Source organism: Nonomuraea rubra (assembly GCF_014207985.1).
Classification (GTDB): Bacteria; Actinomycetota; Actinomycetes; order Streptosporangiales; family Streptosporangiaceae; genus Nonomuraea; species Nonomuraea rubra.
This window is the reverse complement of record NZ_JACHMI010000001.1, coordinates 7117576-7142853: the sequence shown is the minus strand read 5'-3', so window position 1 is coordinate 7142853 and position 25278 is coordinate 7117576. Positions and strand designations below refer to the sequence as shown.

Below are 25278 nucleotides of genomic sequence, written 5' to 3'. Positions count from 1 at the left end.
CCCCAAACTCCTCACCATGACAACGCGTCAGGGCAACACCCCATACACCCGCATCCTGAGCTCGCTCCTCACCGTCCCGGTCGTCGCGCTCGGGATGGTCGCCGCCTCGTCGGCCCCCGCTGCCGCGGCCACCCGCTCGACGATCGTCTCCATCGCCCAGGACGAGCTCGGCGACTCGAGCCGGAACCACGAAGCCTCGAGCAAGTGCAACTTCTATACCGGTTACATGCGCGACTGGAAACCCTCATCAGGATGCCCCTCCTCCGACGGCGTCCAGTGGCGCCAGAGCGACTGGTGCGCGGACTTCGCCGAGTACGTCTGGATGAAGGCCGGCGTGTCGGATGCCGCCAAGGGTGACGGCAACACCATCACCGGCTGGGCGGAATCCTTCAGGGAGTACGGCGTCAAGCACGGCACCTGGCACAGCCGCGGCAGCGGTTACACGCCTCAGCCCGGTGACGCCATCGTCTTCGACTGGGGCGGCGACGGCGGGATCGACCACGTGGGTCTCGTCAGATCCGCGAACTCCAGCACGGTCTATACGATCGAGGGCAACACCGACAACGGCCGGATCGCCTCCCACTCCCGCTCCCGCTCCAGCGGCGACATCGTCGGCTATTCGTCACCCGTGGGCGTCGACGACAGCGAGCCGATGATCGGCAACAGCGTGACCGGTGACTCGTACGCCGACCTGCTGGCTGTGGACTCCGGCGGCAAGATGATGCTCTACAGCAACAACTTCGCCCGCGATAACGGTCAGCCTTACACCGGCAGTACCCCGCGCGAGGTCGGGCATGGCTGGGCCGCCTCGACCCGTGTCATCCCGGCTGACGTCACGGGCGATGGCTTCACGGACCTGCTGGCTGTGGATTCCGCCGGCAAGATGATGCTCTACAGCAACAACTTCGCCCGTGACAACGGTCAGCCTTACACCGGTGGCACTCCGCGCGAGGTTGGGCATGGCTGGGCCGCTTCGACTCGCATCATCCCGGCTGACGTCACGGGCGATGGCTTCACGGACCTGCTGGCTGTGGATTCCGCCGGCAAGATGATGCTCTACAGCAACAACTTCGCCCGTGACAACGGTCAGCCTTACACCGGTGGCACTCCGCGCGAGGTTGGGCATGGCTGGGCCGCTTCGACTCGCATCATCCCGGCTGACGTCACGGGCGATGGCTTCACGGACCTGCTGGCTGTGGACTCCGGCGGCAAGATGATGCTCTACAGCAACAACTTCGCCCGTGACAACGGTCAGCCCTTCACCGGTGGCACTCCGCGCGAGGTTGGGCATGGCTGGGCCGCCTCGACTCGCATCATCCCGGCTGACGTCACGGGCGATGGTTTCACGGACCTGCTGGCTGTGGATTCCGCCGGCAAGATGATGCTCTACAGCAACAACTTCGTGCGCGACAATGGCCAGCCCTTCACCGGCGGCACCCCGCGCGAGGTCGGGCACGGCTGGGCCGCCTCGACCCGCATCCTCGTCTGAACCCGCCTCTGCCCGGTGCCGACCGGCACCGGGCCCCTTCTTCGTCTTCTTGGAGTAGCCATGCGCCATGCCCTCATTCGACCCCTGACCGGATTACTTGCGTTCCTGTGCCTCTCGGTGCCCACCGCCGTGATGACTTCGGCTCCCGCGCACGCCGCGGACACCGTGGCCTGCGACAAGAACGGGACCACCTCGGCTGATGCCGCCATGGCCACGCAGCTGAACCGCCAGTTGACCGGCACCATGGAGGACGCGATGACGGCTTACCGGGTGTCCTGCGCCCGCGTCATCATCGCCACCGTCAAGAGCCGCGGCCTGCCGGTCCGGGCCGCGCAGATCGCCATCACCACCACCATCGTCGAATCCACCATCCGCAACCTGACCTATGGCGCCGACGACAGCGTCGGCCTCTTCCAGCAGCGTCCCTCCCAGGGCTGGGGAACGGTCGCGCAGATCCTGGACCCCGTCTACGCCACGAACAAGTTCCTCAGCAAGATGCTCCAGTTCGACTGGCGGAATGATCCCATCGGGGAGATCTGCCAGGACGTGCAGGTCTCAGCCCTTCCCTGGAGGTACCCCGAAGAGACGGCGAACGGCATAGCCGTGGCGAACGCGGTCTGGTCCATGTCGGAACCCGCTGAGCTGCCCGGCAACAGCGTGACCGGTGACTCGTACGCCGACCTGCTGGCCGTGGACTCCGCCGGCAAGATGATGCTCTACAGCAACAACTTCGCACGCGACAACGGTCAGCCTTACACCGGCAGTACCCCGCGCGAGGTTGGGCATGGCTGGGCCGCCTCGACCCGTGTCATCCCGGCGGACGTCACGGGCGATGGCTTCACGGACCTGCTGGCTGTGGATTCCGCCGGCAAGATGATGCTCTACAGCAACAACTTCGCCCGTGACAACGGCCAGCCTTACACCGGTGGCACCCCGCGCGAGGTTGGGCATGGCTGGGCCGCTTCGACTCGCATCATCGCCGCTGACGTCACGGGCGATGGCTTCACGGACCTGCTGGCTGTGGATTCCGCCGGCAAGATGATGCTCTACAGCAACAACTTCGTGCGCGACAACGGCCAGCCCTTCACCGGTGGCACCCCGCGCGAGGTTGGGCATGGCTGGGCCGCTTCGACTCGTGTCATCCCGGCTGACGTCACCGGTGACGGTTTCACGGACCTGCTGGCTGTGGATTCCGCCGGCAAGATGATGCTCTACAGCAACAACTTCGTGCGCGACAACGGCCAGCCCTTCACCGGTGGCACCCCGCGCGAGGTTGGGCATGGCTGGGCCGCTTCGACTCGTGTCATCCCGGCTGACGTCACCGGTGACGGTTTCACGGACCTGCTGGCTGTGGATTCCGCCGGCAAGATGATGCTCTACAGCAACAACTTCGTGCGCGACAACGGCCAGCCCTACACCGGCGGCACTCCGCGTGAGGTCGGGCACGGCTGGGCCGCCTCGACCCGCATCCTCGCCTGAACCCACCCATCGAGTAGGGGACGGGGTCGCCCCCGTCCCCCCTCGATCCCGCCGCTGCGCGGGCCGCTCGGGCGGATGGCGCGCCCGGGCTCGCGGCGGCGCTCAAGCGCTCCACCGGGATCGAGCCGCGGGCCACGCTCACTCTCGGCGCCGGCGGGCTCTTCGTAGGATTGATGAGATCGTACGGCGTGATCTGCGGGGAAGGCCGTGACCGTGCCGGTCTTTGACGAGGTCGTTCACGCGCCCAACCGCCTGCAGATCTGCGCGATGCTCGCCGCCGTCGGGTCCGCCGGGTTCTCCGTCGTCCGTGACGATCTCGGCATCAGCGATTCGGCGCTCAGCAAGCAGGTCAAGGTGCTGCAGACGGTCGGCTACGTGAAGCCTGCCAAGACGTCGGGGCAAGCACATCGGAGCACCTGGCTCTCCCCGACCGCCGCCGGTAGGGACGCGCTGGCCGGTCACCTCGCCGAGCTGCGTCGGATCGCCGACCCGGCCCAGCCGGAGAGCTGACGGGCGAACGACGAGTTGTACGGGCTCGAAGGCGTCCCTGCGGCCGGTGCAGTCCGATGGCCGGCCACAGCGAGCCGGTGCCCAGCCGTACGGCGGTGAGCAGGAGCACAAACCCTTTCCAAGACCGGGATCCTTGGCCCACCCGTACGCCGGCAACGCGACCCACCGGCGCCGCGGTTCAGGACCAGAAGGTGGGCAGACTGCGCGGGCCGGCTACTCGGAACGCCGCGGGGACAGGCCGTCCAGCACGATGTCGACCGCTCTGTCCACGACGGCCCGGTCGCCCCGGGCGTTGGCCAGCGCTCTGATCAGCATGTAGACCTCATCCACCGTCGCGTCCGCGCGCACCTCACCGGCTTGCCGGCCGCGGGAGAGCAACTCCTCGACGGCTTCGCGCACCATGGTGGCCGCGGCCTCCACCTCGTCAGCCGAGCCGGTCGAGTCGGCGGGCTCCTCCAGCAACGCGACGAGCGCGAGCTTGGCCGGAGCGCCTGAGACCATCTCCCGGAACGTCTCCCGGAACGCCGCCCCGGCCTCGCCGCCCTCGCCCCGCGCCCGCGCTGTTTCGGCGAGCAGGGTGAAGTGCCGGACGATCGTGGCCTGGACCAGCGCCTGCTTGGTCGGGAAGTGCCGGAAGACGGTGCCGATTCCGACGCCGGCCCGGCGCGCGACCTCCTCGGTCGAGCCGGCGTTGCCGGACTCGCCGAAGACCTCTTCGGCCGCGGCCAGGACCCGGTCCCGATTCGCCCGCGCGTCGCTCCGCATCCCACCATCTTCCCACCTGGCAGCCCTGCTCCCGCAGGCTCCGGTGATCAACTCTTGCTATCCGGAGTCTTTGCTCCGTATATTCGGAGTTAAGACTCCGCTTAGAAGGATGGTCGCGATGCGAACCCCCGAAGCCACATTCCGTGCCCTGCTCGACGCCGCCTGCCGGCTGCAGAACGGTGATCGCGACCAGGTCGACAAGCTGGCCGCGTTCTACGCCGAAGAAACCGACGTGCGGCACCCGATGGCCCCGCTCGGCGACACCCCGATGCTCAGCCGCGAAGCACTCCGGCAGCACTTCGCCGCGGCCGGGACGGCCGGCCTGGCAGGCTTTCGCGTTGAGGATGTACGCGTCCATCACACTGCCGACCCGGAGGTGGTCATCGGCGAGTTCACCTACCGCGGCGACGGGGGCTGGGCCGTGCCGGGCATCATCGTCTTCCGGATCCGCGACGGGTTGATCATCGAGTCGCGGGACTACATCGACCAGCTCGCGCTCGCTCGCGCCACGAACACACTCGACGCCCTCTGCGCACAGCTGACAGGCGCCTAGCTGATGGGCCGGCGAGAGGGAGGTTGTGCTTGTACCCCCGAGAAACGCGACCTGGCTCGCCTCTGACGGCGCCGGTTTCATGGGATCGGCGGACCTGAGCGGCACTCGCGGGCCGCCGTCCCTCATCCACATGTCAGGAGCATGACCATGGCCAGCAAGACCGTACTGATCACCGGCGCGACCAGTGGTATCGGCGCGTACACCGCGCGGTTGCTCCTCGACCGCGGCCACCGTGTGGCGGTCACCGGCCGCGACGAGAGCAAGCTGAAGACCTTCCTCGACGAGGCCGGCCACCCCGACCGGCTGCTGGGCCTGGTCGCGGACGCGGCGGACTGGCAGGCCACCGAGTCGGTCGTGACCCGCACCGTGGAGCGTTTCGGTGCCCTGGACGCGGCGGTGGCCAACGCCGGATTCATGTCCGGTGACTCCATCGGGGCCGGCGACCCCGCACTGTGGCCGCCCATGGTCCTCACCAACGTCCTCGGCCCCGCCCTGCTGGCCCATGCCGCCCTGCCCCATCTTGAGGCCACTGGCGGACGGCTGGTGCTCATCGGCAGCGTCGCCGGGCTGAAGAACTCTCCCGGCAATCTCTACTCGGCCACCAAGTGGGCCACGACCGGACTGGCCGAGAACCTGCGCCTGCACGCCACGACCCGCGGCATCGGCGTCACTCTTGTCAACCCCGGCATGATCGACACACCCTTCTGGCAAGGCGCCGGCGTTCCCCCCTTCGCCCTGCCTCCCCAGCCCATCGCCGAGGCCATCTGCTTCGCCCTCGACCAGCCGGCAGGCGTCGACCTCAACACCCTGACCGTCCGGCCCATCGGCCAGCCCGCCTGACCACGCCGCTCCTCGCCTGCGGCGGCCTTCTCAGGTGAGGTCGCGCAGCGCTTCGTCGTCCGTGCTGCCGGGCCGGGGGAAGTACACGTACAGGACGTGACCCTCGGACCCGGCGAGCGCGAACGTCTCGAAACTGAGGCGGAGGATGCCGAGGCCGTCAACGGCGAGCCGTTTCTCACCCACCACGCGCTCGTACACGTCGTGGGAGTCCCACAGCGCACGGAACGTTTCGCTGCGCTCGCGCATGCTCGCCACGAAACCGTCGAGCTCTGAGCGGCGCGTGGCCGCGGTGGCGCGCAGACCTGCGACGGCTTGCAGGAGGATCTCCTCCCGATCGGGATAGACCGTTCGTGCGCGCGGGTCGAGGAAGGCGAACTCGATCAGGTTGTGCCCCGGGCTCCAGGCCGGGTTGACCCGGGCCGCGAGCGTGGTGCCGGCCAGCACGTCGCGGCTGGGGCTGACGACGAACGCGGGCAGGTCACGCCATCGCTCCAGCAGGTGCAGCACCCCTGGCCGCACAGCGTGGGCAGGATCGCTGTCGTCGCCGGCCGGTGCCAGGGGCGGCATCGCCACGGACCACAGGTAGGCCCGCTCGGTGTCGTCCAGGCGCAGCACGCGGGCCAGGGCTTCGAGGATCTCCCGGGAGGGATTGCGGTCGCGACCCTGCTCCAGCCGGATGTAGTAGGAGGGGCTGAGCCCGGCGAGCAGCGCCAGCTCCTCGCGGCGCAGCCCCTTGACCCGCCGTCGCGTGTTGTCGATGACACCGGCGGAGGCGGCGTCGATCTTCTCCCGCCGACTGCGCAGGAAGGAACCGAGCCGGTTGTCGTCACCTGCCATGCTGATCGAGCCTACCGCTGCTCACAGGCCCGGCCGCATTCGTGTCACCCGCCGAACTGACCCTGTGAGGGCCACCCTCAAGGGGGCGTGGCACGTGCGCCGGCGCGCTGTTGTCATGGACGCATGCCGAACGAAACCAATGAATCGCCCGTATGGCTGATCACCGGATGCTCCAGCGGCCTGGGCCGCGCCCTGGCCCAGCACGCGCTGGAGCGGGGCGACCGAGTAGCCGTCACCGCCCGCGACCGCGCGGCCGTGACCGGCCTCGCAGGCAGGTACGGTGACCGTGCGCTGGCTCTGCAGCTCGACGTCACCGACCCCGCGTCGGTCGCCGCGGCGGTCCAGGCGTGCGAGCAGGCGTTCGGTCGCATCGACGTGCTGGTCAACAACGCCGGATACGGGTACCTGGCCGCCGTCGAAGAGGGCGAGGAGGCCGCGGTACGTGCCCTGTTCGACACCAACGTGCACGGTGTGGTGACGGTACTCAAGGCCGTGCTGCCCGGCATGCGGGCCCGCCGCTCGGGGCGCATCGTCAACGTCTCCTCCTTCGGTGGCCTGGCCGCCTTCGCCGCCACCGGCTACTACCACGCCACGAAGTTCGCGCTGGAAGGACTGTCGGAGTCACTGGCCGCGGAGCTCGCGCCGCTCGGCATCGCGGTGACGATCGCGGAGCCCGGCGGCCTGCGTACCCGGTGGGCCGGGGCGTCGATGCGGCAGTCCCCGATCCGCCTGGACGACTACGAGCAGACCGCCGGCAAGCGCCGTGAAGCCACGCTCGCCGTGTCCGGCCGCCAGCCCGGCGACCCGGCCCGGGCGGCCGCGGCCATCGCCGCGGCCGTGGACACCGGGATGCCGCCGCTGCGGCTGCTGCTCGGTTCTGACGCGCTCGCCGGAGCGCGCGCCCGCCTGGAACGGATGCGAGGCGAGATCGACGCGAACGAGGCGCTGACCACGAGCGTGGACCTGGGGGAGAGGTGAGCGGTGTGGGCGCGTTCGTCGTGGCCGGCGCCGCTCCCGGCCTGGGGGGCGCGGCGGCCCGCCGGTCCGGCCGCGAGGGGCATCCGGTCGGGCTGATCGCGCGCGGCGCCGAAAGCCTGGTCCGATCGAGGTCGTGCACTTCAGCCCGCGCCCTAACCTCGCGGCGATCAGGCCCGTCCTCGACACCACGCCGTCGGACGTCGCGAGCGCACTGGCACTGAACGTCGTGGCCGCGGCGGCGGTCGTCCGCCCGGTCGTGCCGGACATGCGCCACCAGAGGCACGGCACCCTGCTGTTCACCACCGGCGGCGCCGCCGTCGAACCGCACCGCGACCGCGCGGTGTCGGGAATCGCCTACGCCGCCGAATCGGCCTGCGCGTGCATGCTCCACGACACACTCGCCGGCGGCGGCGTACACGTCGCACAGGTCACGATCGTCGGCCCCATCGGACCCGGCGCCCGCCACGAACCGGACAAGGTGGCCCAGGAACTGTGGCGGCTGCACACCACCCACGACCAGCCACTGCTCGTCCTGCGGTGATGAGTGCGGCCTCTCAGTCATGGTGTGCGCTCAGGGGAGGTGCAGGTTCCTGAGCTGCCGGCGGGACGTGATGCCCAGCTTGCCGAAGATGCTGCGCAGATGTGCGTCGATGGTGCGCGGGCTCAGGAAGAGCTGCGCCGCGACCTCTCTGGAGGTCGCCCCGGTGGCCACGAGCCGCGCGATGCGCAACTCCTGGGCCGTCAGGGCATCGGCGGGCTGCGCCGCCCGCTTGCGCGGCTGCTCGCCGATGGCGCGCAGCTCGCGGGCGGCCCGCTCAGCGAACGCCTCCAGGCCCATGCCGGACAGCAGCTCGTGAGCGGTGCCGAGCTGCTCGCGGGCGTCCCGGCGGCGGCCGCGCGCTCCGGTTCGCCGGCGCGGACGGCCGCCTCGATGAGCTCGGGCAACGCCAGGTTGCTGTGCTCCATAGCCGGGTTTCGAGGTCGTTCTTCGTGTTCATGGCTGCTCCCGGTGAAATTCGCGATGCCGTCAACAGTGGCGCACCTCGTGGATCTCCGGCAGGGCACGGTTCACCTAGGAGCAGCGCACCCAGGCTGGTCAGAGCGTGATGACGGCCTTGAAGCGCACCTCGCCGTCGGCGACCTTCCGGTACGCCTCGTCGGCGCGTTCCAGCGGGAACAGCTCGATCATCGGCCTGACCTGGCCGCGCGCCACGATGTCGAGGGCTTCGGCGAGGTACTCCAGGCCGTTGTGCGCCGAGCCGATGATCTGGTGGCTGTGTGTCGTCAGCGACAGCGCGGGCAGGATCATCTCGTCCTCGGACAGGCCCATCAGCACGAGCTTGCCCCAGGGCCGCAGGCCGGTCATCGCGTCGATGGCGGCGGCGTGCGAGCTGCTGGTGTGCAGCACGACGTCGGCACCACCGATCTCCTTGAGCACCGCACCGTCGGTGACGACGTCGGCGGCGCCGAGCTCGCGGGCGAGCTCGTGCTTGCCGGGGCGGGTCACCGCGATGACGTGGTAGCCGGCGGCCCTGGCGAACTGGATCGCGAAGTGGCCGATCCCGCCGAGACCGACGACGGCGACCCGGGCCCCCGGCCTGGCGTCGGCCCGGCGGATGCCGGCCCACGTCGTGTAGCCGGCGCACACCGTGGGCGCGGCATCCTCGTAGGAGATCCCGTTCGGGAGCAGGACCGTCCCCCCGACGCCGGCGACCGCGTACTCGGCCAGGGCGCCGTCGACGTTGACGCCGGTCAGCGTCGGGCCGGCGCAGTTGCCGGCGGTGACGAAGCTGTCCGGGTGCTCCTCGCGGCAGAAGCCGCAGGCGCCGCAGCGCTTCTGCATCATCGGCAGCCCGACGCGGTCGCCGATCTTCCGCTCGGTGACGCCCGCGCCGAGCGCCACCACCTCACCGACGCCCTCGTGCCCCATCAGCAGCGGAAACTCCCGGAACGACAGGACCCCGTGCGCCATCCACAGGTCGGTGCCGCAGATGCCGCACGCGTGCACGCGCACCAGCACCTCACCCGGCCCCGGCTCCGGCACCGGCCGCTGCCGCACCTCCCAAGCGGCCTTCACAGCAGGCACGACAACCGCCTTCATCAGCTTCGTCATCGGCGAAACCCCTCCCCATCGGTTCAGCGGCGGGCCGGACGGCCGTGGCCCATCCCGCTGGGCTTCTTCGAGTGCTGCGGCCCTCCCGGGACACGCATCCATGCTCGCCACCCGCGCATCGCGGACGCATCGGTGAACATCACCTAGAAACCTCACCTAGGCGTACTCGGCCCCGCGACCTGCCGGCGCCGAGCAGGCGATGGGGTCCCGTGCTGGATCCCCTCCGACTTCTCCCTCGCCAGGGACCGGCTCGACTACGGCGACAACGACCTCGTCGACCTGCGCAGGAAGGCCGGCGACCGTACCCGCCAGAGCCCGGTGGCCTCCACCCCGGTCCTCATCGGCGCCTTCCTGGAGGTGCTGAACGAGCCCTGGTACATCTGGATCGACTGGGAGTCCGGCACCTTCAGCTACCGGGAAGGGCAAGCTCGACCCGCTCGACAACCACCGCTACCCCGGCGTCAAGCCGACCAGCGCCAGGAGTTCTTCCGGCAGGCCACGAGCTGACGTTCCGTCAGCGGGAACCGTACCAACCGGACACTCGCAAGACGGCCCGCTCGCGACCTTCCTGCCTCATCGGCGGGTCGCCCCGTCGAGGTCGGCGCCGGCGATCCAGCCGGTGATCGAGTGGTGCCGGGGGCGCCAGCCGAGCTGGTCGCGGGCGCGGACGGCACGGACGCGGCTGTTGGAGCCGAGGGCGTGCATGGCGAACTGCGGGTGCCAGACGTTGCCGGCGGAGTCGGGGTCCCAGGGGCGCGGGCCTGGAAGACCGAGGCGGTGAGCGATGGCCTCGGTGATCGCGGCGAAGGACTCCTCGCCGTTCTCGACGAAGCAGAACGTACCGGGAGCCGCCTTCTCCAGGGCGAGGAGGTACAGGTCGGCGACGTCGTCGAGGTGCACGGTGGACCAGATGTTGCGTCCCGCGCCGACGTGCTGGACCACCCCGCTCGCCCGCGCCTGCCGCACCAGCGCGGCGATCAGGACGCTGTCGCGGGGGAGCCCGCGTGCGTCTCCGTAGATCAGGCTGTGGCACAGGACCGTGGCGCGCACTTCCTGTTCCGCGGCGGCCAGGACCAGGCGGTCGAGGGCGACGCGGGCCCGGCGTACGGGGTGACCGGGCTGCCAGGTGGAGCCCGGGTCGAGCAGGTCCTCCTGGAAGATCGTCTCGTCGGCTTCGCCGCTGGTGCCGACGCCCACGATGCTGGAGCCGCTGGTGTGGACGAGCGGCTTGCCGGACCCGGCCAGCGCGGTGATGAGGGTTTCCGCCGCTCCGCGGTGGTCGCTGTCGGCCGCGTTGACGACCGCGTCGGCGCGGCGGGCGTGCTCGGCGAGCAGGTCCGCGTCGTCCAGGCCGCCCACCACCGGCTGGACGCCCAGCCGGGCGAGGGTGCCCGCGGCGGTCGCGTCCCGGGTGAGGCCGGTGACGATGTGACCTGCCTCAAGGAGGCGGGTGGCGACGGCTCCGCCGATGTAGCCGCTCGCTCCGGTGACGAAGACGTGCATCAGTGCCTGCTTTCTGGTGCGTTCAAGGTGACCTGCCGGCCGGAGTCATCGTCATCGGCGCCGGGCGGAGGCTCAACTTCCGTTGCCGGAACGGCAAAGAGCCGCCGACCCGTGCTTGCCCGAGCGAGGCGTCTCACGGTGGGAACGCGTGACCGGGGCCGGTGCCTGGCGGCAGCGCCCGGCAGGGGAGCCAAAAACCTTGCTACGCAGACAATTACCTGATCGGAATAATTGCTTGCGCAGGAAGGTTTCACACGATCGGCCGGCTCCCGGTGCCGCCGGCCAGAGAGGAAACGACATGCCATTCGAGATCGGCGTCATGACGTTCGGCGAGCTGACGGAGGATCCGGTCACCGGATCGCTGCCGTCACCGCGGCAGCGTGTCCGGGAGACGATCGAGCAGGCGCAGGTGGCCGACCAGGCGGGCCTGGACGTCTTCGGCGTGGGGGAGCACCACCGCACCGACTTCGTCGGATCGGCCCCGGCGATCCTGCTGGCCGCCGCCGCGGAGAAGACCGAGCGCATCAAGCTGACCAGCTCCGTCACGGTGCTCAGCTCGGAAGACCCGGTACGGGTGTGGGAGCAGTTCGCCACGATCGACCTGCTGTCCGCCGGCCGTGCCGAGATCATCGCCGGCCGCGGCTCCTACACCGAGTCCTTCCCGCTGTTCGGCTACGACCTGAAGGACTACGCGGACCTGTTCCGCGAGAAGCTGGACCTGCTGCTCCAGATCCGTGACCGGAACCCGCTCACCTGGTCGGGGAGCTTCCGCGCGCCGCTGGTCGAGGCCGACATCGCGCCCCGCGCGGACGGCGGCACCATCCCGATCTGGGTCGGCGTCGGCGGCTCGGCCGCCTCGGCCATCAGCACCGGACAGCTCGGCCTGCCCATGGCCCTGGCCCTGCTGCTCGGCCCGCTCACCTTCCACGAGCAGACCGTCCAGCTCTACCGGGCGGCCGCGGCCAAGGCCGGGCACGACACGTACGCGCTGCCGATCAGCATCAACGCGCACGGCTTCGTCGGGCGTACCAGCCAGGGTGCCCGCGACACCATGTACCCCTACTTCGCCAGGGGCATGATGGACAACAACCACCAGCGCGGCGTCGGCCTCCGCCTGCCCCGGGCCGCCTTCGACGCGCAGTCCTCGCCCGGCGCCGGGCTGCTGGCCGGCAGCCCGCAGGAGCTCATCGACAAGCTGCTCACCTACCACGAGCTGTACGGCATCACCCGCGCCATCATCCAGATGGGCTTCGGCGGCATGCCGCAGAAGCAGCACCTCGAAGCGATCGAACTGCTCGCCGCCGAGGTGGCACCCGTCGTGCGCCGCGAGGTCGCACAGAGCGAGAGGAGCATGACATGACCATCGTCCAGCAACCAGGCGACGCGGATCCGGTCACGCCCGTGCCCGGCCCGGTCCTGCGCGTCGTCGTCGTCAACGGCAGCCCCAGCCGGCCGTCCAAGACCATGGGACTCGTCGGCGTCGTCCTCGACACCCTGCAGAACATGCTCCCCATCGAGGTGTCCCGGATCGAGGTGTACCGGCTGGGCGCGGGGTTCACCGGAGCGATCGAGCGCGACGACGTCACGCCGGAGGTCGAGAGCACGCTCCGGCTCGCCGAGGGCGCCGACCTGCTCATCGCCGCCGCGCCCGTCTTCCGCGGCACCTACCCGGGCATGTTCAAGCACTTCTTCGACCTCGTCGACCAGTACGCGCTCGCGAACAAGCCCGTCCTCCTCGCCGCGACAGGCGGCGGCGACCACCACGCGCTCGTCCTGGAGCACGCCATGCGGCCGCTGTTCGGCTTCTTCCAGGCGCTGACGATCCCGGTCGCCTTCTTCGCCTCCGCCGGGGACTTCGACGGCACGACACTGCTCAACCCCCGCGTCTACGGGCGCATCGAGGTCGGGCTCGCCGACGTCGCGGACCTGCTCAGAGCTCGCGCGACAGGCCCGGGAACAACCCAGGACCGCACACCGGCCACCGACCGGCCCCCCGCCAGGTCACTCGCCCTCCAGCTTGATCGTTGACCGCCGTGCCCCGCGCCGACCTGCGGGCGTGATGGCAAGCCGGATCGCGAATCAGGAGCGCCCGTGAGACGCCAAGGCGGCGTCAGGCGGCCCGCGTGGTCACGGGTGTCCGGGCCAGGAACGGCAGGACCACGCCGGCCATCTCCTCCGGTACCTCCTCGGCGAGGTCATGGCCGGCGTCGAAGACGTGCCCAGTGACGTCGTCGGCCATGAGCCGCATCTGCGCCTCGTTGCGCTCGCCGATGAACGCCGAACCGCCGAGCGCCAGCACCGGGATGTCCAGCTTCCGCCGCGCGGCCTGCCGGTTCTGCTCGGCGTCGACGAGCATCGCCCGGTAGATCGAGAGCATCGCGCGGATGCCGCCGGGCATGGAGTAGCAGCGCACGTACTCGTCGATCGCGTCGGGGGAGGCGCTGTCCGGGCGGCTGCGCTCGGTCTTGATCATGTACGTGATCAGCTCGCGCTCGTGCCCGGCGATCAGCATCTCGGGCACGTCCGGCTGGAAGTAGAAGCCCAGATGCCACAGATGCATGCCGCTGGAGACGTTCTCGGCGGTGAGCGCGGTGTGGTCCTCGAAGCCGAACCCGGGGAACAGCGCCTCGGCGAACACCAGGGCGGTGACGCGGTCGCGGTGCCGGGCGGCGAGCTGGTAGCCGATCACGGCTCCCCAGTCCTCGCCGATCACGGCGTAGCTCTCGTGGCCGAGACCGCTCATCAGCGCGGCGATGTCGTCACTCATGGTCGCGGAGTCGTATCCGCCCGCGGGCCGGGCGGAGTCGCCGAGGCCACGCAGGTCGGGGACGACGACGGTGTACTGGGGCGTCAGCTTCGGGAGGAGGTGGCGCCAGTGGTAACCGGTCTTCGGCACGCCGTGCAGCAGCACCACCGCCGGCCCGGAGCCGGCCGTCCGATAGTGCAGGCTTGTCCCGTTGACGGCGGCGCGGCCCGTGCGGACGGGTGTTCCGTCATGGTCGAACATCAGGTGCTCCTTATTGTGGATCGCTTGATACAGATTGCGGGCATGAGAAGTCAGTCGAGGGTGGCAAGCGCCACCTCCACGAGCGGATCGAGGGCGCGAGCGTCCGGCGTGACCTTCGCGGACACGAGCAGGCCGTTGAGGAAGGTGACGAGGAAGGCGGCGAGCGTGTGCGGGTCGTGCCGCGCCGCGATCTCGCCTCGTTCCGCCGCGACCCGCAGCACCTCGGCGATCGCGTCCCGGCCAGCGTCCTGCATGTCGCGCACGATGCGCCGGGTCGAGGGGTCCTCCGGCAGGCGCTCGCAGGCGGCGTTGATCGCCAGGCAGCCTCGGCCCTCGTGCTCGACGGCGATGCGGACCCGCTCGGCCAGCATCGTACGGATGGCCGACCGGGCATCCGCCCCCTCCTGCAGGCTGCGCAGGGCGGCTGCCGCGAGCGTGGTGCGGTAGTGCTCCAGAGCGGCCCTGTAGAGGCCGTCCTTGTCGCCGAACGCCGCATACAGGGATCCCTGCCCGATCCCCAGGAGCTGGGTCAGGTCGCGCACGGTGGTCGCCTCGTAGCCGCGCGTCCAGAACAGCTCCATCGCGCGGCTCACCGCCGCCTCGGTGTCGAACTCCCGGGTCCTTGCCATGGCCCCTACCGTAACCTATCTGGATCGTACGTTCAAAAAAGCGCCGGTACTACAGGGGCCGGTCTCGCGATTCCTCCATGATCCGGAGCGGTGCCCCGCCCTCGCCGGGCCCGACGTCCGCGCCGGGGCATGACCGCAGGACGAGGTCCCAGGCCGGCACCCCAACGTGGGCGATGGCGTTGTCCCGGAAGCGAAGGCCGCCGGTGTCCTTGGCGTCGAGGGCGGGCACGCCGTCCAGCACGAAGCGGTTCCCCTCGACGACGACGCCGTGATGGACGGGGTGGGCGGGATCGGAGCCGGGGTTGCGGGGATCGACGAACACGGCGGGCCCACCAGGTTCGACGATCTCGTTGCCCCGCACGGTCAGGTCGCGGACCGGCCCCGACTCCCACCATTCGGTGGCGTCACCGGAGACGTACACCGCGGACATGCCCGTGCGCTCGAACCGGTTGTCCTCGATGAGCACCTTGCGGCGGGTGGTCACCAGCACGCCGCGCGTGGGCACGTTGCGGAAGACGTTGCGGGCGAGGTGCACGGACGGGGTCCTGGTGACGTTCTCGACCGCGGCGCGCCCCGACAGCCCGCCGGGAAGCGCGGAGCCGACCGTTACGACGATCGTCCGGAGGGGGACGTCGTGGTCACGGCCGCTGGGCTGGCGAACCCGCTCCACCGCCGCCACGGCGATCGGCAGCAGCGTCTCGCGGTCGACGATCTCGACCCGGTCCCCGGGCGCGAACTGGGGGATGCCCGCCGTCTCCGGGTGCGCGTACTCCAGCTCCAGGGTGCGGGGACCGGGCTGGCCGGCCACGCGCAGGTAGGTACCGTGCACGTTGACCGGATCGTCGTGCGGCCCGTCGAAGAGGCAGTCGCGCACGACCGCACGGCCCGAGCAGCCGGAGAACTGCACGAAGTCGGCGAACCCGGCGCTGTGCCGGCCCGTGCCGGGCGGCGTCCTGAACTCGCAGCTCTCGATGCCGACGTCACGGCTCGCCTGCGCCACGATGCCGAAGCCGTGCAGGAACCGGAAGACCACGCCGGACAACGTCACCGCGGCGCTGTCGAGCACCAGCCCTCCGGGATGGTCCCGCGTCGTCCGCCGCATCTGGTAGACGAGGCCGGCGTCGGCCGGTGCCTCGCCGTGGTCGTAGTCGAGCCGGATGGTGCGCCGTCCCACCCGCGTCGCCTTCCGCACCCTGTCGAAGAGCGGGTTGGGGGCACGGCGGGTCCGCCCGCCGGCGGGATCGTGCACCTGCGAGTACTCCAGCGCGTCGTACCCCTCCCAGGCGTAGGCCCCCGCGCCGATGGGCTCCCCGTGCCAGCGCACGGACCGGCCTTCGACGGAGAACAGGGTGGCCTCGGGCACGCTGATCACCCGGAACGCCCGGCCCGCCGTGACGCCGGCGTCCACGACCGTGGCGTCGACCACGGTCGGCACGGCGAAGTCGAACTCGAGCCCCTCGATCCGTACCCGGCGGGAGTCGATCACGGCGAAGGTCGTCTGGAGACCGTGCAGGACCAGGCGGGCGCCCGCGCCGGAGATCACGAGGTCGTCGGCCGCTTCGACGAGCACGGCGATCGTCTTGTCGCGCCAGGCCGGGTCGTCGCCCACGGTGTTGGAGACGTACAGCTCACGGCGTGGTGCGCCGTCCGGCCAGAGGTGGTACTCGCCCGGCGGGAACCGGACCGTCACCCGGCCCGCCCGGGCGGTGGCCGCCTGGAGGGCCGCCACGATGGCGGGCGCGGCGTCGCCTCGCCCACCGGGAACCGCGCCGAAGTCGGTCACGTCAAGCGAGGTCGTCACCGGCCGGCCCCTTCATCGGAGCGCTGTCGGACGCGCCCGCCACGGTGTCCCGGATGACGGGTACGGCTCACCTTTCACCGGATCGCCGGAGCCGGGCGAGCCCACCGGACGGTACGGCCAGCACGTGCGGGCCCGCGGCCAGGGCGATCTCCCCGTCGGTCACCAGCCGCCCCCTGGCGTCGCGCGTCTCCAGGTGGGCACGCACGTCGCCGCCGTCGTTCAGCAGGATCGGCGCGCTGTCGTCGGCGTTCGCGATCAGGAGTTCCGTCCAGTCGCCGGGAGGGATGCCGATCGCGTGCGGCGCGTACCTCGCCACGAAGTGCCGGCCGCCGAAGCCGGCCCGGACCACGGGATACAGCAGGTCGGGCCGCTCGGGCGTCAGCCGGCCGTGCAGCAGCAGGTCGCGGTGCTCGCGCCAGACGCCCAGCCAGAACCGCAGCGCGCCGGACTGCTCGTCGGTGAGCCGCGTCAGGTCCACGGAGACCTGCGGCACGCCCATCAGCGAGTTGATCAGGTGGTGGGCGACCCGCTCCGCGCCGTCATCCTCCGCCCACATGATCGGGTCGCTGTGGATCGGCGTGCCCGGCCGCGCCAGGCGGAGGTCGAGGATGCCGATACGGTTCTGCAGCGCGTTCAGCGGGCAGTCGCCGACGCGGATCATGGAGGCGAACCGGGCGGCGACCGGATGAACGTACGGCTCGCGGAACTCGATCAGCGGGTCGATCCCGCGAGCGCGCAGCCGGCCGACGAGCTCGTCCATCAGGCCGACGGCCGCCGCCACGGCCCCCGGGGCGTCCTGGTCCTCGAACTCCTCCAGGAAGTCGAGTTTCAGGCCGTCCGCCGCCGTCCGCACCATGATCTCCTCGACCCTCCCGATCAGATGGGCCCGCGCGGCCGGGTCTCGCGGATCCAGCACCCGCGCCTGCAGTTCGGGCCTGTCCCGGAGCGTCGAGAACCCCAGGCCGCGGGCCTCGGCCCGGTGGCCGAGGAAGGGCATGCCGATCCACCACACGGTCCGCAGCCCCCGATCGCGCAGTTCCGCGACCAGCCCGGCGGCGTCGGGGAACTTCTCCCGCGCGATCTCCCAGTCGCCGCACGACCCGTATCCGCGGCCGTGCGAGGTCGTCTGCCAGCCGTCGTCCACGATCAGCGTGCCGAATCCCATCGCGGCGGCGTGGTCGGCCTGCGCCAGCACCGCGCCGGCGGTGACGTGCTGGTGGGCGAAGTACCACGTGCACAGGACCGGGTCCTCGGCTCCGGGGACGTCGCGGTGGCCCGCGTCCCCCTGCAGCCAGTGCCCCGCGCCGGCCACCGCCTCGGGGAACGGCCGGCCGGACGTGTCCAGCAGCAGCCGCACCTCACCCGGCAGGCCGGAGCCGCCGACGGTGACCATGATCGCGAAGTCGGCGGTCTCCTCCACGAGACCGGCACGCACCGTGGTCACGCTCGTGCCGGCGTCGAGCGCGTACACCAGGCGGGTGGCGTCGCGGGGCGCGAGCAGAGCGCCGAGCGGAAGCCCGCGCAGGGCGGTCGCGTCCTCAGGCTCCGCCCAGGACGGCGGGATGGTGGCGTCCCGCACCGCGCTGCCCGGCCGCCACCAGGCGACGGTGTCGGTGGCGGGGATCGCCACGGTCAGGCTGAACGGCTCGCCGAGGGTGCCGAACACCACCTCGACGACGCCCTCGCCCAGCTCCCGCACGCGCGTCCCGGCCGAGCGGGACGCCTGCAGCCGGAGCCGGGTGCCGGGAGGGCCGCCGTCCAGGACGACCGGGGTCTCGGGCGGTGCCTGCGACCGGCCCGGCAGCCAGAAGGTAACGGTCGACGGCGATGCGACGTCGGTCATTTGCTCCCCGTGAAGGATATTCCGCCGATGATGTGGCGCTGGGCGATGAAGAACAGCAGGACGCAGGGCAAGGTGATCACCAGGGCGGTGGCCATCAGGAGGGGCGTGTCCGTCCCGTTGACGGACTGGAAGCCCGCCAGCGCCAGCGGCAGGGTCTTCCACCGGTCCGTCGTCAGATAGATGGCGGCCTGGAAGAAGTTGTTCCAGTAGGACATGAACTGCAGCACCGCGGTGGCGATGATGATCGGGCGGGACAGCGGCAGGTAGATCGAGAACCAGATGCGGAACCAGCTCGCGCCGTCGATCAGGGCGGCGTCCGTCAGCGCCTCCGGCAGCCGCAGGTAGAACTGCCGGAAGAGGAAGATGAAGAACGCGGAGCCGAAGAAGGTCGGCACGATGATCGGCCACAGCGTGTCGATCATGTCGAGGTTCTTGAACAGGATGAACTGCGGCACGATCGTGACTTCCTGCGGGAGCAGGAGCGTCGACAGGACGACCGCGAACAGCGGGCCGGAGCCCCGGGCCCGGATCCGCGCGAACGCGAATCCGACCAGCGAGGAGGAGAAGACCACCGCGACGACCGGCACGAGCGTGCTCAGCAGCGAGTTGCGGAGATACGGCCAGAAGGGGAAGGAGTCGAGCCCGTCGGCGAAGTTGGACCACTGCCACTGAACGGGCCAGAGCGACGCTCCGCCGTGCGCCACCCCCTCCGGCGTCCGCAGCGCGGTCGCGATCATCCAGAGGAACGGGTAGATGAAACCGGCGGAGCCGATCACGAGCAGGGTGAGCGCGAGGATCCGGGTGCCGAGGGGCCCGCGCCGCGCTGCGCCGTCCCCGGCCACGGCTCTTGCTTTCGCGTCAGCCGGCATGGGCACCCCGCTTCCGCGCCTTCGGCCGTTGCGATTCGTAATAGACCCAGAAGGCGCTGCCGCGGAACACGAGCGCCGTGAGCACCATGATCATGACGAAGAAGATCCAGGCCAGGGCTGAGGCATATCCCATCCGGAAGAAGGAGAACGCGTTGTTGTAGAGGTAGAGGACGTAGAACAGCAGGGAGTCGGACGGGCCGCCCCCGTTGTGGGTGACCACGTATCCCTGGGTGAAGGTCTGCATGGCGTAGATGAGCCCGGTGACCACGTTGAAGAAGATCACGGGGCTGATCTGCGGGAGGGTGATGTTCCACAGGGAGCGCCAGCGGCCGGCGCCGTCGATCTGCGCCGCCTCGTAGAGCTCCTTGGCGATGTCCTGCAGACCGGCGAGATAAATGATCATGTTTCCGCCGACCGTCCAGAGGCTCATGATGACCACCGTCGCCAGGGCCCAGTCGGCGTCGAAGAGCCATCGGGGGCCCTCGACACCGACCAGCCGGAGCAGCCCGTTGACCAGCCCGTAGCTCGGGTTGAACACCCAGATGAACAGCACCGCCTGCGCCACCCCGGTGACCAGCGACGGCAGGTACCAGATCGTGCGGAACACGTGGATCCCGCGCACCTTGACGTTCATCAGCAGGGCCACCGCCAGCGACAGCACCGTCTGCAACGGGACGCTGACGGCGGCGTAGACGAGCGTGACCTTGAGCGACTGTCCGAGATCGGGATCCGAGAACGCCTCGGCGTAGTTGGCGAACCCGACGAACTCCGCCGGGTCGATGAGGTTCCAGTCCGTGAACGACAGGATCAGGGAGTAGACCATCGGCCCTCCCGTGAACAGGAGGAACCCGACGATCCACGGCGAGACGAAGAGCCAGAAGGCGGCGGTGTTCCGCCCGATCCAGCGCGCGCGGACGGCCCCCCGCAGGGCGGCGAAGGCGACGGCGAACACGGCGGCCAGCATGATCACCAAGGACAGGATGGGTCTGAGCCCCGCGTAGATGTGCAGCCGTTCGAGAAAGCCCTCGAGGCCCTGCACGATATCCGACATGTCGATGTTCTCTCCCCACGCCGCCCGCGGACGGCTCCAGCCGCCTACTTGGTCGCGTCGAGCATCTTCTGGCACTGGGCCTGAAGCTCCGGCAGTACGGTCGCCGGGTCCTCGGTGCCGGTGCCGATCGCGGTGCGCGAGTTCAGATCGGTGGAGAAGGTGCTCTCGATCTTGACCTTGTCCTTCACGTAGGCCGTGGTGACGGCATTGGTGACGGCGTCGGTGAAAGCCTGCAGGTTGACCTTCGGGGCGATCGCCTTGAAGGCCTCGAGCGAGCCCTGGACGACCGGCACGCCGAGTGCCGACGTCGTCGAGGCCAGCAGGTTCTGGGCGGCGGGGCTCGTGCTCATGAACGTCGCGAACGTCTTCGCCGCGGCCACCTCCGCCTCCGTCGCCGACTTGGCGATGCCGAGGCTGTCGACCTCCATCGGCTCGCCCTTGCCCGGCATCGGCACGATGAGGAACTTCGAGGTGTCCAGCGCGGCGATCTTGGCGATGTTCCACGGCCCGAAGTCGGGCAACATCGCCACCTTGCCGTCGGAGAACCACTGGAACATGTCCTGGCCCTGGGCGTCGATCGAGCTCGGCGCGAACCCGTCGGGCTTCGTGGAGTCGACCACGGTCTGCGCGGCCCGGATGCCGTCGGCGTTGCCCATGGTGCAGGTCCGGCCGTCCGCGCCGTAGTACGAGCCGCCCTCCGCGACCAGCCAGCCGTCGTACCACAGGGGCGCGGAGCCGTAGACCTTCTTCGCGCCCGATCCCGAGGTCAGCTTCTTGGCCGCGGCCACGAACTCCGCGGTCGACATCGGGGCCGTCCCGGACGGGACGGCGACGCCGGCCGCTTCGAAGGCGGCCTTGTTGATCGCCATGACCTTGCTCTTGGCGACGAAGGGGACCGCGTAGTCGGTGCCGCCGACGTTGCCGGCCTTCGCGACGGCCGGCGAGTAGTAGACGCCGTGGTCGACCTGCACCGGGGCGAACGCGTTCGCGAAACTCGGCAGGGCGGTGTTGGAGATCTGGGCCACGGTCGGGGCGTCCCCGCCGGCGATCGAGGTCTGGAGCTTCTGCTCGTAGTCGCTCTGGATCCAGTTGGGCTCGACCTTGATGGCGGGGTTCGCCTTCTCGAACGCCGCGATCATCGACTTGATGGTGGCGGCCTCGTCGTTGTTGCCCCAGAAGGCGTACGTGATCGTGACGGTGCCGGAGCCACCGTCGGCCGGACCTCCGTCCGGCGTGCCGGCGCATGCCGCGAGTGCGAGGAACGAGACAGCGGTGACGGCGGCGAGCGCCTTTGCCTGCATGGGGGGTCTCCTTCGCTAGTGATCTGTTGACGGGCTCTGTTGACGGGCTCTGTTGACGGACTCTGTTGACCGGCTCTGTCAGCGGATGGGGAGCCGGACGACGCCGCCGCCGGCGGACGCCCGTACACGGGTGCCGCTCGGCACCTCGATCGTGGAGATCTGCCCGTCGTCCCAGGTGGGGGTCCAGATCACGCCCGGGCCCCCGGTCACCTGGAACTCCGTGGCCTCGCGGCCGTCGTGCCTGACGCCGACGAGGGACCCGCCGACGGGAACGTTCCCGACCTCGAGCCACTCGCCTGCGGGAAGGTGGGACCGCGTGCGGACGACGCCCCGCGCCGCACCGGGTTCCAGCCCGGTGAGGCCGGCCGCCACGTGGGCGACGTGCGTGAAGGGCACCTCCGGGTAGTCCGCGCGGGAAGCGGCGAGGAAGCGGATCCACCGCAGCGCCTCCTCGTCCCTGCCGTAGCGGAGGAACGCCTCGGGGAGGTACGTGAAGGCTTCGATGTTGGCCGGCGGCGCCGCCTCGACCCCGGACCGCAGGAAGTCGAGGTGCGCGTCCGCGCGCTCGCCGGCGCGCAGGATGCCCTTCACCGCGGGGAACCACGTGCTCTCCAGCCGGAAACCGGACACCGGGCCCTCGGCGGTGAATCCCGCCGTGTAGTGGCGCTCGTCGGGCGACCACCACGCGTCGGAGAAGTGCTCGCCCAGCTGCGCGGCCCGCGCGCGGTTCCACGCGGCGAACTCCTCCTCGACGACCGGGTCGCCGACCGAGCCGAGCGCCCGGTGCGCCGCCCACTGGCTCGCGATCCCGTCGGCGGCCACTTGCAGGTACGGCGGCCGTTCCACCTCGTTGTAGGTGGCCGTGCCGGCGAAGAAGTCCCCGGTGCCCCGTTCGCCGGCGACGCCGGTCCCGAGCGGGTCGTGGAGGTCGACGAACGAGGTCATCGTGGTACGCAGGAACCGGGCGATCACCGGGTCGAGCAGGAACCGCGCGTCCCCCGTCCAGCGGTACTGCTCGACCGCCTTCTCCACGAGCTCGAACGGCGCGGGGATCTCCCGGACGAAGTCGTCGTCCGAGCGGTAGTCGATCGCGGCGGGAGTGCCGTCGAACTCGAACGCCCACAGCGGATACCAGCCGCGAGCCTCGGTGGCCGAGCCGGCGAAGTGCCGGAGCATCGAGAGGTTCTCGGCGTCGAGTCCCAGCAGGTGGGCGCCGAGGATCTGGTGGGCCAGGTCTCGCGAGTAGAACATCGGCCGGTCCGTCATCGCCGCCCAGTAGCTGGGCAGGAAGGCGGAGCTCCGCCCGGTCTGCACCCACTCCTGCGAGCGCGTTGACGCCCAGCTGAAAGAATCGACAAGATCCGACATGCTCGAATCAACCCGAACAGGTACACATGGGCTGTTCTTTCCCGATCTGCCGGCCTGGGCCGCAGATGATGACTTGGTCGTCATGGGGAGCGAGTGTTACATAGGCGCCATAAACCCGTCAATGCTCCGTCAATTGGCTTGCACTGAAGGGCTAAGCGGCATGTGCGCGCGGTTCAGCGCCAGGGCGCTCCACAGTGGGAGAGCTACCTGCATCTCCGCAGGCAGCAGGGAGTTTTGGCGCGCCATGGCATGCTTGGGGAAAGTGTGACGTCTTCTTGCAGGATTACGTCAAAAACACGGCACGGTGCATGCTCAGCGAGGAGCTGCCGTCGACTGCCGGATGATCAGCTCGGGATCGAACATCAGCTCCCCGGCGGGCACCTGCCGCCGGTTCACCAGATGCACCATCGTGGCGGAGATGGCCTGCGAGATCCGCTCGATCGGCTGGCGGACCGTCGTCAGCGGCGGATCGACGAACCCCATGATCTGGTGGTCGTCGTAGCCGACGACGGAGACGTCGTCGGGAACGGACAGGCCGCGGCGTCCCGCCGTGCGGATCGCCCCCAGCGCCATGTAGTCGCTCGCGGCGACGATCGCCGTCGCGCCCTGATCGAGGAGGGACTCCGCGGCGGACATGCCGCCCTCCACGCTGTACACCTGGTGCGCGACCAGCCTGCCCGGATCCTCGGCCCCCAGCGCGCTCATGGCCTCGACGAAGCCCGCCAGGCGCCGCTCGCTGGGCCGGTTGCCCACCGGGCCGACGATCATGCCGATCTCCCTGTGGCCGAGATTCCACAGGTGCTCGACGGCCAGGGCGGCCGCGACCTTGTCGTTGGTGGAGAAGCTGGGCGCGGAGATGCCCTCGATCGCACCGTTCATCAGGACGAACGGGATCTGGCGCTCCTGCAGCAGCCGGTACGGCCCCGGGTCGGCACCGACGAGGGTGTTGCTGGCCGAGGCGAAGACCGCTCCCGCGATCCCCAGGTCCATCATCGACGTGACGAAGTCGATCTCCTGGAGGCCGCCGACCGTCGTGGAGCAGACGACGGCCTTGAACCCCTGGGGAGCCAGCGCCGACTCGATCAGCTCGCACAGCCGCCCGAAGAAGGGCTGGGCCAGACCGGGGGTCAGGACGATGACGAGCTGGCTCTGCGATCCGCGGTCATAACCCAGCTCGCGGATCGCGTCCTCCACGGCCCGCCGCGTCGTGGCGGCGACGACTCCCCTCCGGTTGAGCACGCGGCTGACGGTCGCTTCGCTGACCCCGGCACGGGCGGCGACGTCACTGATTCCGACCTTGGCCATGGCTCCCTTTTGATCTATCCGGACCGCGCGTGATGTCACTATACGGCCAGCGGAAGACAGGCGGGTGGGCCGCCGGTTCCGGTGCGAAGGCCCGGAACCGGCCGGGCCCCGGGGGCCACGGAGCGGACGTGCCGCTCTCCGGCTCCCGGCGACCGCGGCAACCCGTGTCACCATGGTCACAGGACCGCGTGCTCGGCGCTTCCCGGGAAATCGGTGCTGAGCGCGACCTCCCGGCCGGCGTCGAACTCCGCCCGGAGCAGGGTGAGCTTGGCATCGATCCTGCGGTGGGCGTCGCTGCCGAGCACCACCCAGTGGCGGGGCTGCCCGGACGTGGCCGCCTCGTACATCGCCTCCGCCGCCCGGACGGGGTCGCCGGGGAACATCTCCGGGGTGAGGCCGCCCATCATGCTCCGGAACGCTCCCGCGGTCGCGTGGTAGGCGTCGATGGGGGAGCCGGAGGCCTTGGTGCGGTGCTCGATGCCGGTGCGGAAGGAGCCCGGCTGGATGATCATCGCGTTCAGGCCGAGGGGTTCGATCTCCTGCCAGAGGGCTTCGGTGAAGCCCTCGAGCGCGAACTTGCTGGCCGAGTAGTAGCCGTTGGCGGGCAGGCTGGCCAGGCCGTCCATCGAGGAGACGTTGACGACGATGCCGCGTCCCCGGGCACGCATGCCCGGCAGGACCAGCCGGGTGAGGGCCACGGCGCCGAAGAAGTTGACCTCGAACAGCCTGCGGTAGTCGTCCTCGTCCTGCTCCTCCAGCGCGCCGATGAAGTCGATGCCGGCGTTGTTGACCAGGACGTCGATGCCGCCGAAGTGTTCTTCGGCCTTCCTGACGCCGTCCTCGCGTTGCCGGGGGTCGGTCACGTCGAGGGGGAGCGCCAGGGCGGTGTGCGGGTGGCGGGAGGCCAGTTCGGTGGTGGCCCTGGTGCTGGAGGCGGTGAGAACCGCCTGGTCTCCCTGGGAGAGGACGTATTCGGCGAGGGCGCGCCCGAGGCCGCTCGACGCGCCGGTGATGAGCCAGGTTCTGGGGTTCATGGG

General features: G+C 70.2%; 25 protein-coding genes. 10 read left to right on the top strand and 15 right to left on the bottom strand.

The features are described 5' to 3' along the window. Window positions 1-16: 16 nt before the first annotated feature. From HD593_RS32615 to HD593_RS32605, 3 genes are all read left to right on the top strand, one after another. Window positions 17-1489, top strand: coding sequence for an FG-GAP-like repeat-containing protein (locus HD593_RS32615; RefSeq protein ID WP_185105787.1), 1473 nt, complete (start codon window positions 17-19; stop codon window positions 1487-1489). A gap of 60 nt (window positions 1490-1549) precedes the next feature. After that, entirely contained in the window at window positions 1550-2968 is a 1419-nt protein-coding gene (locus HD593_RS32610) for an FG-GAP repeat domain-containing protein (RefSeq protein WP_185105786.1), read from the top strand. Window positions 2969-3181: 213 nt separating this feature from the next. Further along, window positions 3182-3478 carry a transcriptional regulator gene (locus tag HD593_RS32605; protein WP_312903866.1) on the top strand — a complete coding sequence of 99 codons (297 nt, stop codon included), beginning with the start codon at window positions 3182-3184 and terminating at the stop codon, window positions 3476-3478. A gap of 213 nt (window positions 3479-3691) precedes the next feature. On the opposite strand, the gene HD593_RS32600 is transcribed toward HD593_RS32605, so the two are convergent. Beyond that, window positions 3692-4243, bottom strand: coding sequence for a TetR/AcrR family transcriptional regulator (locus HD593_RS32600; protein ID WP_185105784.1), 552 nt, complete (start codon window positions 4241-4243; stop codon window positions 3692-3694). Window positions 4244-4352: 109 nt separating this feature from the next. On the opposite strand from HD593_RS32600, the gene HD593_RS32595 reads away from it, so the two are divergent. Together HD593_RS32595 and HD593_RS32590 are read left to right on the top strand one after the other, a co-directional pair. Next, complete coding sequence (locus tag HD593_RS32595) at window positions 4353-4796, top strand: nuclear transport factor 2 family protein (protein ID WP_185105783.1); 444 nt, start codon at window positions 4353-4355, stop codon at window positions 4794-4796. Between the two features lie 147 nt (window positions 4797-4943). Continuing rightward, complete coding sequence (locus HD593_RS32590; RefSeq protein ID WP_246546823.1) at window positions 4944-5636, top strand: SDR family oxidoreductase; 693 nt, start codon at window positions 4944-4946, stop codon at window positions 5634-5636. Window positions 5637-5666: 30 nt separating this feature from the next. Here HD593_RS32590 and HD593_RS32585 read toward each other — a convergent pair whose 3' ends face one another. Further along, entirely contained in the window at window positions 5667-6473 is an 807-nt protein-coding gene (locus tag HD593_RS32585; RefSeq protein ID WP_185105781.1) for a helix-turn-helix domain-containing protein, read from the bottom strand. Window positions 6474-6596: 123 nt separating this feature from the next. Between HD593_RS32585 and HD593_RS32580 the strand changes: the two genes are divergently transcribed. After that, window positions 6597-7451: an oxidoreductase gene (locus HD593_RS32580; protein WP_185105780.1), complete on the top strand. Its 855-nt coding sequence runs from the start codon at window positions 6597-6599 to the stop codon at window positions 7449-7451. 133 nt (window positions 7452-7584) lie between these two features. Then, window positions 7585-7992 carry a Rossmann-fold NAD(P)-binding domain-containing protein gene (locus HD593_RS32575; protein ID WP_221525112.1) on the top strand — a complete coding sequence of 136 codons (408 nt, stop codon included), beginning with the start codon at window positions 7585-7587 and terminating at the stop codon, window positions 7990-7992. 30 nt (window positions 7993-8022) lie between these two features. On the opposite strand, the gene HD593_RS32570 is transcribed toward HD593_RS32575, so the two are convergent. Then, window positions 8023-8289 carry a helix-turn-helix domain-containing protein gene (locus HD593_RS32570; protein WP_221525111.1) on the bottom strand — a complete coding sequence of 89 codons (267 nt, stop codon included), beginning with the start codon at window positions 8287-8289 and terminating at the stop codon, window positions 8023-8025. 258 nt (window positions 8290-8547) lie between these two features. After that, the gene (locus HD593_RS32565) at window positions 8548-9564 is read right to left on the bottom strand and encodes an alcohol dehydrogenase catalytic domain-containing protein (protein WP_221525110.1); all 1017 of its coding nucleotides are present in this window, start codon (window positions 9562-9564) and stop codon (window positions 8548-8550) included. 318 nt (window positions 9565-9882) lie between these two features. Here HD593_RS32565 and HD593_RS32560 point away from each other — a divergent pair, with 318 nt between their 5' ends. Next, entirely contained in the window at window positions 9883-10071 is a 189-nt protein-coding gene (locus HD593_RS32560; protein ID WP_185105779.1) for a hypothetical protein, read from the top strand. A gap of 66 nt (window positions 10072-10137) precedes the next feature. On the opposite strand, the gene HD593_RS32555 is transcribed toward HD593_RS32560, so the two are convergent. Further along, window positions 10138-11067: an NAD-dependent epimerase/dehydratase family protein gene (locus tag HD593_RS32555; protein ID WP_185105778.1), complete on the bottom strand. Its 930-nt coding sequence runs from the start codon at window positions 11065-11067 to the stop codon at window positions 10138-10140. A gap of 298 nt (window positions 11068-11365) precedes the next feature. On the opposite strand from HD593_RS32555, the gene HD593_RS32550 reads away from it, so the two are divergent. Both HD593_RS32550 and HD593_RS32545 read left to right on the top strand, forming a co-directional pair. Next, window positions 11366-12427 carry an LLM class flavin-dependent oxidoreductase gene (locus HD593_RS32550; protein WP_185105777.1) on the top strand — a complete coding sequence of 354 codons (1062 nt, stop codon included), beginning with the start codon at window positions 11366-11368 and terminating at the stop codon, window positions 12425-12427. Next, complete coding sequence (locus HD593_RS32545; RefSeq protein ID WP_185105776.1) at window positions 12424-13095, top strand: NAD(P)H-dependent oxidoreductase; 672 nt, start codon at window positions 12424-12426, stop codon at window positions 13093-13095. The genes HD593_RS32550 and HD593_RS32545 overlap by 4 nt, the downstream gene beginning before the upstream one ends. Window positions 13096-13177: 82 nt before the next feature. Here the strand turns inward: HD593_RS32545 and HD593_RS32540 are convergent, their stop codons facing one another. The 10 genes from HD593_RS32540 to HD593_RS32495 form a co-directional block, all read right to left on the bottom strand. Beyond that, complete coding sequence (locus tag HD593_RS32540; RefSeq protein WP_221525109.1) at window positions 13178-14074, bottom strand: alpha/beta fold hydrolase; 897 nt, start codon at window positions 14072-14074, stop codon at window positions 13178-13180. 50 nt (window positions 14075-14124) lie between these two features. Continuing rightward, window positions 14125-14703: a TetR/AcrR family transcriptional regulator gene (locus HD593_RS32535; protein WP_185105775.1), complete on the bottom strand. Its 579-nt coding sequence runs from the start codon at window positions 14701-14703 to the stop codon at window positions 14125-14127. Between the two features lie 49 nt (window positions 14704-14752). Next, window positions 14753-16504: a right-handed parallel beta-helix repeat-containing protein gene (locus tag HD593_RS32530; RefSeq protein WP_185105774.1), complete on the bottom strand. Its 1752-nt coding sequence runs from the start codon at window positions 16502-16504 to the stop codon at window positions 14753-14755. 67 nt (window positions 16505-16571) lie between these two features. Next, window positions 16572-18347 carry an alpha-galactosidase gene (locus HD593_RS32525; protein ID WP_185105773.1) on the bottom strand — a complete coding sequence of 592 codons (1776 nt, stop codon included), beginning with the start codon at window positions 18345-18347 and terminating at the stop codon, window positions 16572-16574. Beyond that, window positions 18344-19216, bottom strand: a complete 873-nt coding sequence (locus HD593_RS32520; protein ID WP_185105772.1) for a carbohydrate ABC transporter permease — start codon at window positions 19214-19216, stop codon at window positions 18344-18346. The genes HD593_RS32525 and HD593_RS32520 overlap by 4 nt, the downstream gene beginning before the upstream one ends. Beyond that, window positions 19206-20267 (bottom strand): carbohydrate ABC transporter permease, encoded by a 1062-nt coding sequence (locus HD593_RS32515; protein WP_221525108.1) that lies wholly within the window; start codon window positions 20265-20267, stop codon window positions 19206-19208. The genes HD593_RS32520 and HD593_RS32515 overlap by 11 nt, the downstream gene beginning before the upstream one ends. Before the next feature lie 44 nt (window positions 20268-20311). Beyond that, a complete protein-coding gene (locus HD593_RS32510; protein ID WP_185105771.1) occupies window positions 20312-21568 on the bottom strand; it encodes an extracellular solute-binding protein in 1257 nt (418 codons plus the stop codon). Window positions 21569-21646: 78 nt separating this feature from the next. Next, on the bottom strand, window positions 21647-22882 hold the full coding sequence (locus HD593_RS32505) for a hypothetical protein (protein WP_185105770.1): 1236 nt from the start codon (window positions 22880-22882) through the stop codon (window positions 21647-21649). 366 nt (window positions 22883-23248) lie between these two features. Then, window positions 23249-24241: a LacI family DNA-binding transcriptional regulator gene (locus HD593_RS32500; protein WP_185105769.1), complete on the bottom strand. Its 993-nt coding sequence runs from the start codon at window positions 24239-24241 to the stop codon at window positions 23249-23251. 176 nt (window positions 24242-24417) lie between these two features. Continuing rightward, entirely contained in the window at window positions 24418-25275 is an 858-nt protein-coding gene (locus HD593_RS32495) for an SDR family NAD(P)-dependent oxidoreductase (RefSeq protein WP_185105768.1), read from the bottom strand. Between the last annotated feature and the right edge of the window lie 3 nt (window positions 25276-25278).

Excerpts from the sequence above, each read along its gene's own strand:
- HD593_RS32495 (WP_185105768.1), bottom strand. The coding sequence starts at position 25,275 with ATGAACCCCAGAACCTGGCTCATCACCGGCGCGTCGAGCGGCCTCGGG.
- HD593_RS32545 (WP_185105776.1), top strand. The coding sequence starts at position 12,424 with ATGACCATCGTCCAGCAACCAGGCGACGCGGATCCGGTCACGCCCGTG.
- HD593_RS32615 (WP_185105787.1), top strand. The coding sequence starts at position 17 with ATGACAACGCGTCAGGGCAACACCCCATACACCCGCATCCTGAGCTCG.
- HD593_RS32540 (WP_221525109.1), bottom strand. The coding sequence starts at position 14,074 with ATGTTCGACCATGACGGAACACCCGTCCGCACGGGCCGCGCCGCCGTC.
- HD593_RS32520 (WP_185105772.1), bottom strand. The coding sequence starts at position 19,216 with ATGCCGGCTGACGCGAAAGCAAGAGCCGTGGCCGGGGACGGCGCAGCG.
- HD593_RS32570 (WP_221525111.1), bottom strand. The coding sequence starts at position 8,289 with ATGGGCCTGGAGGCGTTCGCTGAGCGGGCCGCCCGCGAGCTGCGCGCC.
- HD593_RS32555 (WP_185105778.1), bottom strand. The coding sequence starts at position 11,067 with ATGCACGTCTTCGTCACCGGAGCGAGCGGCTACATCGGCGGAGCCGTC.
- HD593_RS32610 (WP_185105786.1), top strand. The coding sequence starts at position 1,550 with ATGCGCCATGCCCTCATTCGACCCCTGACCGGATTACTTGCGTTCCTG.
- HD593_RS32515 (WP_221525108.1), bottom strand. The coding sequence starts at position 20,267 with ATGTCGGATATCGTGCAGGGCCTCGAGGGCTTTCTCGAACGGCTGCAC.
- HD593_RS32590 (WP_246546823.1), top strand. The coding sequence starts at position 4,944 with ATGGCCAGCAAGACCGTACTGATCACCGGCGCGACCAGTGGTATCGGC.
- HD593_RS32600 (WP_185105784.1), bottom strand. The coding sequence starts at position 4,243 with ATGCGGAGCGACGCGCGGGCGAATCGGGACCGGGTCCTGGCCGCGGCC.
- HD593_RS32580 (WP_185105780.1), top strand. The coding sequence starts at position 6,597 with ATGCCGAACGAAACCAATGAATCGCCCGTATGGCTGATCACCGGATGC.
- HD593_RS32510 (WP_185105771.1), bottom strand. The coding sequence starts at position 21,568 with ATGCAGGCAAAGGCGCTCGCCGCCGTCACCGCTGTCTCGTTCCTCGCA.
- HD593_RS32500 (WP_185105769.1), bottom strand. The coding sequence starts at position 24,241 with ATGGCCAAGGTCGGAATCAGTGACGTCGCCGCCCGTGCCGGGGTCAGC.
- HD593_RS32585 (WP_185105781.1), bottom strand. The coding sequence starts at position 6,473 with ATGGCAGGTGACGACAACCGGCTCGGTTCCTTCCTGCGCAGTCGGCGG.
- HD593_RS32550 (WP_185105777.1), top strand. The coding sequence starts at position 11,366 with ATGCCATTCGAGATCGGCGTCATGACGTTCGGCGAGCTGACGGAGGAT.
- HD593_RS32525 (WP_185105773.1), bottom strand. The coding sequence starts at position 18,347 with ATGACCGACGTCGCATCGCCGTCGACCGTTACCTTCTGGCTGCCGGGC.
- HD593_RS32595 (WP_185105783.1), top strand. The coding sequence starts at position 4,353 with ATGGTCGCGATGCGAACCCCCGAAGCCACATTCCGTGCCCTGCTCGAC.
- HD593_RS32565 (WP_221525110.1), bottom strand. The coding sequence starts at position 9,564 with ATGACGAAGCTGATGAAGGCGGTTGTCGTGCCTGCTGTGAAGGCCGCT.
- HD593_RS32535 (WP_185105775.1), bottom strand. The coding sequence starts at position 14,703 with ATGGCAAGGACCCGGGAGTTCGACACCGAGGCGGCGGTGAGCCGCGCG.